The organism is Streptomyces sp. A012304 (genome assembly GCF_026008495.1).
Lineage (GTDB): Bacteria > Actinomycetota > Actinomycetes > Streptomycetales > Streptomycetaceae > Streptomyces.
Window position 1 is genome coordinate 365,991 of record NZ_BQUN01000182.1, and the last position, 11,439, is coordinate 377,429.

The 11,439-nt window shown below is 69.9% G+C and carries 12 protein-coding genes and 1 pseudogene; 5 read left to right on the plus strand and 8 right to left on the minus strand.

What is annotated here, in order from left to right:
- From ALMP_RS37695 to ALMP_RS37705, 3 genes and pseudogenes are all read right to left on the minus strand, one after another.
- Nucleotides 1-1,737 (minus strand): BCCT family transporter (locus ALMP_RS37695; RefSeq protein WP_264936490.1); only part of this gene is annotated, 1,737 nt, incomplete at its 3' end.
- A 259-nt stretch (nucleotides 1,738-1,996) separates the two neighbouring features.
- Nucleotides 1,997-3,141 (minus strand): annotated as a pseudogene (locus ALMP_RS37700) (chorismate-binding protein).
- 70 nt (nucleotides 3,142-3,211) lie between these two features.
- On the minus strand, nucleotides 3,212-5,530 hold the full coding sequence (locus ALMP_RS37705) for an FdhF/YdeP family oxidoreductase (protein ID WP_264936463.1): 2,319 nt from the start codon (nucleotides 5,528-5,530) through the stop codon (nucleotides 3,212-3,214).
- 398 nt (nucleotides 5,531-5,928) lie between these two features.
- Between ALMP_RS37705 and ALMP_RS37710 the strand changes: the two genes are divergently transcribed.
- A complete protein-coding gene (locus tag ALMP_RS37710; protein WP_264936464.1) occupies nucleotides 5,929-6,084 on the plus strand; it encodes a hypothetical protein in 156 nt (51 codons plus the stop codon).
- The gene (locus tag ALMP_RS37715; protein ID WP_264936465.1) at nucleotides 6,084-6,539 is read left to right on the plus strand and encodes a hypothetical protein; all 456 of its coding nucleotides are present in this window, start codon (nucleotides 6,084-6,086) and stop codon (nucleotides 6,537-6,539) included. Before ALMP_RS37710 ends, ALMP_RS37715 begins: the two co-directional genes overlap by 1 nt.
- A gap of 243 nt (nucleotides 6,540-6,782) precedes the next feature.
- On the opposite strand, the gene ALMP_RS37720 is transcribed toward ALMP_RS37715, so the two are convergent.
- The 4 genes from ALMP_RS37720 to ALMP_RS37735 all read right to left on the minus strand — a co-directional run bounded on the left by ALMP_RS37720 (nucleotide 6,783) and on the right by ALMP_RS37735 (nucleotide 9,271).
- Nucleotides 6,783-7,544: a PRC and DUF2382 domain-containing protein gene (locus ALMP_RS37720; RefSeq protein ID WP_264936466.1), complete on the minus strand. Its 762-nt coding sequence runs from the start codon at nucleotides 7,542-7,544 to the stop codon at nucleotides 6,783-6,785.
- Between the two features lie 79 nt (nucleotides 7,545-7,623).
- On the minus strand, nucleotides 7,624-7,830 hold the full coding sequence (locus tag ALMP_RS37725; protein ID WP_264936467.1) for a hypothetical protein: 207 nt from the start codon (nucleotides 7,828-7,830) through the stop codon (nucleotides 7,624-7,626).
- A gap of 83 nt (nucleotides 7,831-7,913) precedes the next feature.
- Nucleotides 7,914-8,507 (minus strand): hypothetical protein, encoded by a 594-nt coding sequence (locus tag ALMP_RS37730; RefSeq protein WP_264936468.1) that lies wholly within the window; start codon nucleotides 8,505-8,507, stop codon nucleotides 7,914-7,916.
- A 245-nt stretch (nucleotides 8,508-8,752) separates the two neighbouring features.
- Complete coding sequence (locus ALMP_RS37735) at nucleotides 8,753-9,271, minus strand: IS5 family transposase (protein ID WP_309299594.1); 519 nt, start codon at nucleotides 9,269-9,271, stop codon at nucleotides 8,753-8,755.
- Between ALMP_RS37735 and ALMP_RS37740 the strand changes: the two genes are divergently transcribed.
- Nucleotides 9,194-9,385 carry a hypothetical protein gene (locus ALMP_RS37740; protein WP_264936496.1) on the plus strand — a complete coding sequence of 64 codons (192 nt, stop codon included), beginning with the start codon at nucleotides 9,194-9,196 and terminating at the stop codon, nucleotides 9,383-9,385. The genes ALMP_RS37735 and ALMP_RS37740 overlap by 78 nt on opposite strands.
- Here the strand turns inward: ALMP_RS37740 and ALMP_RS37745 are convergent.
- A complete protein-coding gene (locus ALMP_RS37745; protein ID WP_264936469.1) occupies nucleotides 9,309-9,641 on the minus strand; it encodes a transposase in 333 nt (110 codons plus the stop codon). The genes ALMP_RS37740 and ALMP_RS37745 overlap by 77 nt on opposite strands.
- A gap of 102 nt (nucleotides 9,642-9,743) precedes the next feature.
- Here ALMP_RS37745 and ALMP_RS37750 point away from each other — a divergent pair, with 102 nt between their 5' ends.
- Both ALMP_RS37750 and ALMP_RS37755 read left to right on the plus strand, forming a co-directional pair.
- Entirely contained in the window at nucleotides 9,744-10,952 is a 1,209-nt protein-coding gene (locus ALMP_RS37750; RefSeq protein ID WP_375803594.1) for an IS701 family transposase, read from the plus strand.
- Nucleotides 10,953-11,119: 167 nt separating this feature from the next.
- Nucleotides 11,120-11,439: transposase (locus tag ALMP_RS37755; protein WP_264936471.1), on the plus strand; the 320-nt coding region annotated here is incomplete at its 3' end.

Sequence of the window (11,439 nt, forward strand, 5' to 3'; positions counted from 1 at the left end):
GTGCACGGGGTCCTGGAACTGCCGGAGCTGCGTGGACTCCGTGCCGTCGTTGCACGCCACGGGGCCGATGCGCAGCTCGAAGTCGCCGTCGTACTTCTCGTGGCCGGCGATGACGGCCGTTTCGATGGCCTCCTTGCCGATCCGCCCGCGGATGATGAGCGGGTCCTGGCGCAGATCGCGGGTGAGGGCGATACAGAGGCCGACCATCACCAGCGTGAAGGGCGCCGCCGCGAGAATGGTCAGGTTCTGCAGTCCGGTGAGCGCGTCGCCCTTGCCGCCGCCGATGAGCAGCATGATCGCGGCGACCGCACCGGTCAGCACGCCCCAGAAGATGACGACACCGCGGGTCGGTTCCAGGGATCCGCGCTGCGAGAGCGTGCCCATCACGATCGAGGCGGCGTCGGCGCCGGAGACGAAGAAGATCCCGACGAGGATCATCACCACAACGCTCGTGATCGTGGCGACGGGGTACTGCTGGAGCACGTCGAAGAGCTGGCCCTGCGCGGTCGAGGCGTCACTGAGGCGCTTCTCGTCCTGCAGGTGCATCGCCGAACCGCCGAAGACGGCGAACCACAGCAGACTGACGGTACTGGGGACCAGGATGACGCCGCCCACGAACTGCCGGATGGTCCGGCCACGGCTGATGCGCGCGATGAACATGCCGACGAAGGGCGTCCAGGAGATCCACCAGGCCCAGTAGAAGACCGTCCAGCCGGCCAGCCAGTCGGCGACACCTTCACCGCTCGACGCCTCGGTACGCCCGGCCATCTGGGTCAGGTCGCCGAAGAAGGCGCCTATGGAGGTGGGCAGCAGGTCGAGGATGAAGACGGTCGGGCCGACGAGGAACACGAAGACCGCCAGGGTCACCGCCAGCACCATGTTGATGTTGGACAGCCACTGGATGCCCTTGGCGATCCCGGACACCGCCGAGGCGACGAACGCGACGGTCAGCACCGCGATCACGGCGACCAGCAGGCCGGTGCCCACGGATCCCAGCCAGCCAAGTCCGGTGAAGCCGCTGCCGATCTGCAGGGCGCCGAGCCCCAGGGAGGCAGCGGAGCCGAAGAGGGTGGCGAAGATGGCGAGGATGTCGATGACCCGGCCACCCCAGCCGTTCGCCCGCTTCTCCCCGATCAGCGGGGTGAACACGGCACTGATCAGCTGCCGGCGGCCGCGCCGGAAGGTGCTGTAGGCGATCGCGAGACCCACCACCGCGTACATGGCCCACGGATGCAGCGTCCAGTGGAAAAGGGTGGTGGCCATGGCGGTCTCCATGGCCTCGTTGACGTCGGCCGGGTCGGTGCCCGGCGGTGGCGTGAGGAAGTGCGAGAGCGGTTCGCTCACGCCGTAGAACATCAGGCCGATGCCCATGCCCGCGCTGAACATCATGGCGATCCATGAGACGGTGCGGAACTCGGGCTGCTCGCCCTCCTTGCCCAGGGTGATCCGCCCGTACCGGCCGACCGCCAGCCAGAGGGCGAAGACCACGAAGCCCGAGGCCGCGAGGACGAAGGCCCAGCCACCGTTGCGGATGGTCCCGTCCAGGAGCTTTCCGGACACGCTCTCCAGCGTGTCGGTCGCGGTGGCTCCCCACACGACGAAGGCGAGGGTGAGGGCCGCGGCGACGCCGAAGACGATCAGGTCGGTGCGGGGACCGGCGGATGCCGCCGGGCTTCCCGGCAGATCCGCTTCGACGGGATGACTACGACTGTCATCCCTTTCGCGCGTTTTGTTCATCGGCTCACCCTTTCCACAGACGGCAGTAATGGTGGAGTCTTTGTCGCGGACGACGACGGGGGAACTCGTCGGTGACTCCGCCTGACCCGGCACGCCGGAGTGGGTGGGAGAACGACGAGAGAAGGAGAGGCGGAGCGGTCGCCGTGGTGCGTCGTTGCGGATAATGCATCGGCATTCACTATGGGCAACAACCATCTGGGCCTCGAAGAGGGCTGTCAAGGGGTCGGACGTGCGGAGTTGCCCGACCGCAACCAACCCGTCACCACGGACGGCGGCTCGCGGCGACGCGACCGGCCGAACCGTCACCTGCCCGCGCGGGAGGGCCCGCGCGTGCCGCGCCGGTACCCGACGCCACCGTCAGCAGCCGCCGCGCCTTCAGCCGGGTCTCGGCCCACTCGCGCTCGGGATCGGATCCCCAGGTGATCCCGGCCCCGGTACCGAAGCGCAGTAACGGACCGCCGGGAGCGGTGCGGTCGATCCAGAACGTGCGGATGCCGACGGCGAGTGACCCGTGCCGCGGTCGGCGTCGGCCCAGCCCACGCCACCGCAGTACGGGCCGCGGGGCGCCGTCTCCAGCGCCGCGATGATGCGCAGCGCGCTGGACTTGGGGGCGCCCGTGACGGAGCCGGGCGGGAAGGTGCCGGCGAGCAGCTCGGGCCATCCGGAGCCTTCGGCGAGTTCGCCACGCACTGTGGACACCAGATGGACCAGGCCGGGGTGTGCCTCGACGGCGCACAGCTCGGGGACGGTCACGGAGCCGATGGCGCAGACGCGTCCCAGGTCGTTGCGGACCAGGTCCACGATCATGACGTTCTCGGCGTGGTCCTTGTCGAGGAGGTCCGCGGTGGTGCGGCCGGTGCCCTTGATGGGGCCGGAGACGACCGTACGGCCGTCCCGGCGCAGGAAGAGCTCGGGCGAGGCCGTGGCGATCTCCACGCTGTGCGCGGGCAGGCGCACGGTACCGGCGTAGGGCGCGGGGTTGCCGCGCGCGAGCAGGGCGGTGAGGGCGTCGACATCCGCACGCTCCGGGTCGGGCAGCGGCGCGGACAGCACCCGGCACAGGTTGGCCTGGTAGACCTCACCGGCCGCGATGTGCTCGCGGCTGTATCGATATGCGGCTCCGCCGCGGGGCCGCACCCCTGCGATGTAGGCGGCCCGGTCGAGGGAGGACGTGCAGGCGTCCGGGGCCGGGCCACGCCACGTACCGAGCTCGACAGCGGGCACGGGTTCCCGGCGTACGTCCCCGAAGCGCGCGCACACCAGGCGCCCCTCGAAGTCGGCGACCACGGCCCAGAACCCGGTGGAGTCCAGGGCGGCGGGATCGCTGGTCACGTCCCGGAGGTCGGTGGCGACGAGACCGCCGAAGCGGGCCAGCGGTGCGAGGTCGTACCGGCGTCCACTCATCGGTCACAACCTCTGCGGAGGGGAACGGACGAACGGCGGGGGGATCCGTACCCGCCGTTCAGCGGCTGGGCTACGCGTCCGCGGACACCTGTCCCCCTCGGACCTGTTCCAGTCGGACGACGATGGACTTCGACGTGGGGGTGTTGCTGATGGCCGCCGTGGAGTCCAGGGGTACGAGGACGTTGGTCTCGGGGAAGTAGGCGGCGCAGCAGCCTCGGGGGGTCGGGTACGACACGGTCCGGAAGGCCGGTGCCCTGCGCTCCACCCCGTCCTCGTACTCACTGACGATGTCGACCATGTCTCCGTCGGCGAGGCCGCGCTCGGTGAGGTCGTCGGGGTGCAGGAAGAGGACCCGTCGGCCCTGCTGGATGCCGCGGTAGCGGTCGTCCAGGCCGTAGATGGTGGTGTTGTACTGGTCGTGGGAGCGCAGCGTCTGCAGCAGCAGCCGGCCCGGCGGGACCTTGGGGCTCTCCAGCGGGTTGGCGGTGAAGTTGGCCAGGCCGGTGGCCGTGGTGAACCGGCGCTCGTCGCGGGGCGGGTGGGGCAGCGTGAAGCCGCCCGGCTGCCGTACCCGGGCGTTGAAGTTCTCGAAGCCGGGGATGACGCGTTCAATACGGTCGCGGATGCGGTCGTAGTCCGCCTCGAACTCCTCCCAAGGCACCCGCGGGTCCGCTTCACCGAGGGTGGCCCGTCCCATCCGGCAGATGATCGCGACCTCGCTCAGCAGGTGCTCGGACGCGGGTGTGAGCCGTCCCCGCGACAGGTGCACCATGCCCATGGAGTCCTCCACCGTGACCAGTTGGGGCCCGTCCGGCCGCAGGTCGGCCTCGGTGCGGCCGAGGCACGGCAGGATGAGGGCCTGCTCCCCGGCGATGACATGGGAGCGATTCAGCTTGGTGGAGATCTGGACGGTGAGCCGGCACCTGCGCAGGGCCTGCTCGGTCAGGTCGGTGTCGGGGGCCGCGGCGACGAAGTTGCCGCCCAGCGCGACGAAGACCTTCACGTCGCCGTCACGCATGGCGCGGATGCTGTCGACCGCGTCGTGGCCGTGGCGGCGCGGGGGCGTGAAGGCGAACTCGGCGCCGAGCCGATCCAGGAAGGCGGCGTCCGGCTTCTCGTAGATGCCCATCGTGCGGTCGCCCTGCACGTTGGAGTGGCCGCGCACCGGGCAGAGACCGGCGCCGGGGCGGCCGATGTTGCCGCGCAGCAGAAGGAAGTTGACGACGTCCCGGATGGTTGGCACGGAGTGCTTGTGCTGGGTCAGCCCCATCGCCCAGCAGACGACGATCTTCTTGGCGGCCAGCACATGGCCGAACGCGGTCCGGATCTCGCCCTCGGGCAGACCGGTGGCCTGAAGGATCTCGTCCCACGACGCCTTGCGGGCGTGCTCGGCAAACTCCTCGAAGCCATGCGTGTACCGCTCGATGAAGGAGGTGTCCAGGCAGCTGCCGGGCCCCTCGTCCTCCGCCTCCAGCAGCATGCGGTTGAAGGCCTGGAAGAGCGCCTGGTCGCCGCCCAGCCTGATCTGCAGGAACTGGTCCGCCAGCTTGGTGCCGCCGCCGATGACGCCGGACGGCTTCTGGGGGTTCTTGAACCGGAGCAGCCCCGCCTCGGGCAGCGGGTTGACCGCGATGACGCGAGCGCCCTGCTGCTTGGCCCTCTCCAGCGCGGAGAGCATCCGGGGGTGGTTCGTGCCCGGGTTCTGGCCGACCACGAGGATCAGATCGGCCTCGTAGAGGTCCTCCAGGCTGACGCTGCCCTTGCCGATGCCGATGGTCTCCACCAAAGCCGAGCCGCTGGACTCGTGGCACATGTTGGAGCAGTCCGGCAGGTTGTTGGTGCCGAAGCCGCGGACGAAGAGCTGGTAGAGGAACGCGGCCTCGTTGCTCGCCCGTCCGGAGGTGTAGAAGGCGGCCTGGTCCGGGTGGTCGAGCGCGCCGAGCTCGCGGGCGATCACGGCGAACGCGTCGTCCCAGGAGATCGACTCGTAGCGGTCGGCGCCGGTCGGACGGTACATGGGGTGGGTGAGGCGGCCCTGCTGCCCGAGCCAGTAGTCGCTGCGCGGAAGCAGGTCCTCCAGGGTGTGCTCGGCGAAGAAGTCCGGGGTCACCCGTCGTACGGTGGCCTCCTCGGCCACGGCCTTGGCGCCGTTCTCACAGAACTCCGCCTTGTGCCGGTGGTCGGGCTCCGGCCAGGCGCACCCCGGACAGTCGAAGCCCTCCTTCTGATTCACCCGGAGCAGCGTGAGCAGGCTGCGGCGGGCCCCCATCTGTTCGCCGGCGTGCCGCAGCGAGGAGGTGACCGCGGGGATGCCGGCGGCGTACTCCTTCGGCGGGCCGACCCGCAGACGGGCGTCGCCGGGGTCCTCAGCAGGCGGCTTGCGAGTCATCTGTAGCGCTACTCCGCGGTGTAGGGAAACCGGAGCCATACCATGACCCCAGGTTGCACATCACACAACGGTAGCGTGATGCGCAACATGAAAAGGGAAGCTTCAGGGTGGCCTCGTGTCAAGACCGAGCGCAACACCTCACCAGGGCCGGACACGCGCGAGGTGCCGCTCTGCCGCCGCTTGCGGCGCACCGTGGCGATCTTCACCAGGGCGGCCTCGTCAAGCGCGGCGAGAGTACGGCGGGCGGTCGAGTCGATGCCGCGGCACGATCACGGCCACCAGGTGCACCAGCACCCCCGCCCGATCCCGCCAGACGGCCGAACAGCGGCCGATGGTAAAGCTGAAGCCGCTCGGCCTCCGACAGGTTCGCCGCGCCGAGCGCGGCCGTCGACCGCGTCGTGGACGCCCGGCTCGCCGCCGCCCACCGCCGTCAGTCGGCCGGCGCGCTGCCTCACCTCGCCGAGTGGGACCTCATCCGCGGCCTGACCGGGCTCGCCGCACTGCTGCTGTCCCGCCGCCCGATCGCGCCGCGGCTGCCCGACATGCTCGCCTGATGCAGGCCTCCATGCTTCGGCTGGTCGGCCCCCGCACCCTCGCCCGTTCCCGCCCCCTCCATGGGGTGCGCTCCAGCCGCGTCCCGGAAGCGGCCCGACGACCCGGCCAGCTGCGGGTGCTGGGCAAGGAGAAGAAGGCGCCCGGTATGGGGACGATGTGGCGGGCTGGGGTGCCCGCCGAGCAGCGCAGGCTGATCACCAGCGCTATCGAGAGCGCCGAGGAGCAGCTGCTGCAGCTGCGCGGGGTGCAGACCGGCCCGACCGCCGAGGTCGCCCGGCGGCTGCTGCGCGGGCTCGGTCACAGCGCCGGCCTGATCGAGAACGCCTGGAAACGGACCGCCCTGGCGGCGGTGAACGGCGGGGTGCCGCTTCAGGAGGTGGCCCAGTGGGTTGACGTGCCCGTTGAGGTGCTCAGGCAGATGCTGAGGGCGGGCAGGCAGGAGAACGGCGGCTGAGAGCGATGCGTCGTCGGGCAGGTCGGCTGTTAGCTGATACGGCACTCGTTCGTGGCAGGAACACTGAAAACGGGAGCCTGTGCCGAAGACGACAGCTCCTTGCGCGCGGATACGCGGCTCCGGCGCTCCGGTGCCGGATACGCCGTCCCCGAGTGCGGTGGGGAAGGGACGGCGTAAGTGCGGGGCGCCCGGGACGAGGGCCGTCGCTCTTCCCGTCCCGGGCGCCTGGGGTCCGCGGCGGGGTCAGCGGCGGCGGCGCTTGCCTCGCTCGCCGGTCTCTTCGTCGGACTCGATGCGTTCCTTGCGGACCTCGCCGGTGACGGTTTCCTCCTCGGTGACCTCGTCGGTGGTCAGGCGGACCCGCTCCTTGGGCACGGCCCTGGTCTCCACCACGGGTTCCTCCTCGTGCAGGATGACCTCGTGTTCCGCTTCTGAGATGTCCGGGCCGGCCATGGCGTCGCCGCGGTTGGCGTCGGTGATCGGCTCGCGCTCGACGCGGACCTCTTCGTGGCGTACGGGGACGGTGCGCTGCTGCTCCTCGGTGACGACGTACTTGCGCAGCCGGACACGGCCTGCCTCGCGGCGTTCGGTGCCGACGTGCATCTCCTCCTCGGACCGCGTCATCGCGTCCTGGGGGGTGGCGGCGGCCCGGCCGGTGCCGGTCTGTGCCTGCTGCCAGGCGGCGTCCCAGTCGATGCCGTAGTACTCGTACAGGCGGTGTTCCTCCTGCTCGGACAGGTGGCCCCCGGCGTCGACGTCGACGTTGGGCGCGTCCTTGACCTTGTCCTTGTCGTACGGCACCTCGAGATGGTCCTCGACGACGGCGGCGTCCTGGACGGGTACGAAGGACTCGCTGGTGCCGAACAGGCCGGTCTTCACACTGACCCATTCGGGCTGGCCGGTGACGTCGTCGAGGAACACGTGCCTGGCGTCGCCGATCTTCGTGCCGCTGGTGTCGTAAACCGGGTGGTCCAGCACGGTGGGAATCTGCTCTCGGGTGATCATCTGTGTACTCCTTTGTTCAGCACGCCTGCCATGGGGGCCAGCAGGGCCATGCAGTCGGTCCGCTGGTGCGGCGGCGTTCTCACGGTCCGGGGCTGCGGGTCTGCCCGCGTGCTTCCTCGGCCGTGGTCTGTGCGGACTGCCGGGCCTGGTCGGTGACCTGTCCAGCTTGTTCCTGGGCCTGTTCCTTGGTGGTGCGGGCGGCGTCGGCCGCGGTGTCCTTGACTTCCTCGGCCGCCTGCTGGCCGGCCCGGGTGGCGTCCTCCTTCAACTGCTGCGTGGACTGCACCGCAGCTTCCTTGACCTGGTCGATGGCCGGGCCGGCCCGGTCCGCGATCCGGCTGCGGGGACTGCGGCGAAAGAGACGACATCTCAAACCCCCCGGCCCGGCAGCTCGGGTGGCACGCCTGCTGCTGGCAAGCTCTGCTCAGCCTGAGACGGGGGCAGCGCCCACGGGCGTGGGCGGGAGCCGTCGGCCTTGCTGCCAGCCTTGGCCAGCCGCCCGACGACCAACCCGGCCAGGGCAGCCTCGCCCAGGAAGGCGCCCGGCCGCCGTCGGGCGAAGTCCTGCAGGTCCTGGAGCAGGCCTTCCGCGCCCTGCTTGTCCAGGTAGTCGGCGGCACGGTGACCGCGATCGGCCACCTGCGCCACAAGGGTCTTCGCGGGGGACTCGCCATCTGCCTTGCCCGCAAGTCCGGACAGGTCGTCCGCCCACTGCCGCAGGGCCTCGGCTCCGCGCTTGGTCTGGCTCTCGGCCTGCTCGGTGACCCGCCCTCGCAGCTCACGAGCTTCCGCGCCGGCCTGTTCCCGAGCCTCACCGGTTACGGCCTTTGCCTGCTCGGCCACCGTACCGGCGACCTCACCTGCCGCCTGCCTGGTCCGGTCGGCCGTGGCCGACGCCTCCTGCTTCGCTGTCTGCCCGGCCTGCTGAGCCCGCCCCGCACCCTCATGCGCCATGTCACTCATGAGCTCCTCCATCTCGGGGACACCGCCCATGTATCTCGATCAAGAGCCCTGGCTGTCCGCGGTGATATACGCGCACCGTGCTCCGCCCCCGCCAGCCCGAGACTGAAGCCGCCTGCCCCTGGCATGCGCAGCGCTCCCTTCGTCGAATAACCCTCATCCGATCGACAAAACAGCAAAAATGACTACAAACCGGATTGATTCCTAGTCGGTGGCCCCGTCATCCGGCCCGCGCCCTCCGCAGTGCCTCACCCACCGCAACCTCGCTGTGCTGGGCTCCTGCGCAGCTCCCGGTTCCGGTGGCCGCCAAAGCGCAGCCTGGCCGTCTCTATGGCGGCGACCAGCACCGTCGCGTGATAGCGGACGGCGAGCTTTTCGTACCTCGTGGCGACCGCGCGGTGGCGCTTGAGTCGGTTGATCCCGCACTCGACCGCGTGCCGCTGCTTGTAGTCGTCCTTGTCGAACTGGGGCGGGCGGCCGCCTCGGGAGCCGAGCTTCCGGCGGTTGCGGATCTGGTCCGCCTTCTCCGGGATGGTGCACTTCACGCCGCGTCGGCGCAGGTAGGAGCGGTTCACGCGGGAGCCGTATGCCCTGTCCGCGCGGACCCTGTCCGGCTTCGTGCGGGGGCGGCCGGGGCCGGTCCTGGGCACTCGGATGGCGTTCAAGACCGGCTGGAACTGGGGACTGTCGTGCCGCTGGCCGGCGGTGACGAGCAGGGACAGCGGCTTCTGTCCCTGCTCGACCGCCAGGTGCAGCTTGGTGGTCAGCCCGCCGCGCGAGCGCCCGAGTCCGTGGTCGTCGGGCTCAGTGTCGACGCCGCCGGGAGGCTCCTTCTGGAGATCCCCTTTTTACGCTCCAGCGGCATACTGGTGGGCGCGTGATAGTGGAGTCCACGCTCACGTCCCACGCGATCAGGCCTTTTGCATCGGCCTCGGCCTGCAACTGTTCGAAGATGCGCTTCCAGGTGCCGTCACGCTGCCACAGCCGGAACAGGTCGTAGGCCCGGTCCCACCGCCCGTACCGCTCAGGCAGGTCACGCCAGGGCGCCCCGGTCCGAGTCCGCCACCGTATGCCGTCGATCAACTGCCGACGAGTCCACGTCCGACAGACCCCATAGTAGTGCCTGGTCAGGTTCACTCGCCGGTGGCGTGTCCGTTTGATCGCTTGTTCCGTTGACCTGTTGTGATGGGTGGGGAGCTGGCCGCGGTCCGGTGTGATCTGGAGGATTTCGCGGCAGAAATGTTCGAGCCGTTCGCGCGGGCGGATCAACGCCGGTGGGGAGCGGTCTATCTGCGCGGCCTGCTGCTGGACGGGCGGCGCAAGTCGGTGGAACCGATGGCCGCCCGCCTGGGCGAGGACGGCAACCGGCAGGCCCTGGCGAACTTCATCACCACCAGCCCGTGGGACGCGGCGCATGTCCGCGCCCGCCTCGCCTGGCGGATGCAGCACGTGATCAAACCGACCGCGCTGATCGTGGATGACACAGGCTTCCTCAAGGACGGGAACGCCTCGGCGTGTGTGGCCCGGCAGTACACCGGCACCGCGGGCAAGGTCACCAACTGCCAGGCCGGGGTGTCCCTGCACATGGCCTCCGACGACGCGTCGGCTGCTGTCGACTGGCGTCTGTTCCTGCCCGAGAGCTGGGACCCCGCCTCGCCCAAGGCCGATCCGGGCAAGGTGGCCCGCCGCACCACGTGCGGCATCCCCGCCGACGTCGGACACGTCGAGAAGTGGCAGCTGGCCCTGGACATGATCGACGAGACCAGATCGTGGGGCATCGACGTCCCGCTCGTCGTCGCCGACAGCGGCTACGGCGATACCGCAGCCTTCCGCCTCGGCCTGGAAGAACGCGGGCTCAGCTACGCGGTCGGCATCTCCACCACGACCACCGCCCACCCGGAAACAGCACGGCCGCACACCCCGCCCTACGGCGGTCGCGGCCCCCGTCCCCAGCCGGTCTACCCGGAGGCGGCCAGGACAGTGAAGAAGCTGGTCATCGAGGCCGGCAAGCAGACAGCCCGGCCGGTGCAGTGGCGGGAAGGCTCCCGCCCGGGCAGCGGCCGCAGCGGCGTCAAGCGCATGTACTCCCGCTTCGTGGCCCTGCGGCTCCGTCCCGCCGGACGCGAGATCCGCAAAGCCTGCGACGGCCCGGAACTGCCCGTCTGCTGGCTCCTGGCCGAATGGCCCGCCGACCAGCCCGAACCCGTCCAGTTCTGGCTGTCCAACCTGCCCGCCGACACGGCGCTGACCACCCTCGTGCGCACCGCGAAACTGCGCTGGAGGATCGAGCACGACTACCGCGAGATGAAGCAGACCCTGGGCCTGGCCCACTTCGAAGGCCGCACCTGGAGAGGCTGGCACCACCACGTCACCCTCGTCTCCATCGCACACGCCTTCTGCACCCTCCAGCGCATCACCCGGTCCCCAAAAGAGACGGCGCCGGCCTGAGCCTCTACAAGGTCGCCCGCGAACTGCAGTCACTCCTCGCGAGCTGGACCGGCGCCTGCCCCACCTGTCACCGCAACATGCCAGAACCCATACCGACCTGACCAAGCACTACTAGTAGGACTCCGTTAGGTCTGTCTGCTGGCCGTGTTCAGGGGCATGAGGACTGTGTGGACGCACATGAAGTCAATCGTGTTCGGGCGACGTTGGCGTTATTCGTGGCGGATGTGTTCGCCTCGGTACCGCGCAAGGACCAGCGGGCCAAGAGCGACTGCTATCTGCGGGGACTGATGATGGACGGCCGCCGCAAGTCCATCCAGGCCATGGCCGAGCGGTTGCCGGACGGCAACGAGCAGAACCTGCAACAGTTCGTCAACCAGTCCACCTGGGATCCGGTGCCGGTGCGCCGGCGGATCGCGGAGCGGATGGTGCCGCGGATCGGCCCGGACGCCTGGGCGGTCGATGACGTGTCGTTCCCCAAGGACGGCCG

What these genes read in the sequence shown, in the direction of transcription:
- ALMP_RS37705 (WP_264936463.1), bottom strand. Translation starts at nt 5,530, where the DNA reads ATGACTCGCAAGCCGCCTGCTGAGGACCCCGGCGACGCCCGTCTGCGG.
- ALMP_RS37715 (WP_264936465.1), top strand. Translation starts at nt 6,084, where the DNA reads ATGCAGGCCTCCATGCTTCGGCTGGTCGGCCCCCGCACCCTCGCCCGT.
- ALMP_RS37720 (WP_264936466.1), bottom strand. Translation starts at nt 7,544, where the DNA reads ATGATCACCCGAGAGCAGATTCCCACCGTGCTGGACCACCCGGTTTAC.
- ALMP_RS37730 (WP_264936468.1), bottom strand. Translation starts at nt 8,507, where the DNA reads ATGAGTGACATGGCGCATGAGGGTGCGGGGCGGGCTCAGCAGGCCGGG.
- ALMP_RS37750 (WP_375803594.1), top strand. Translation starts at nt 9,744, where the DNA reads ATGTTCGAGCCGTTCGCGCGGGCGGATCAACGCCGGTGGGGAGCGGTC.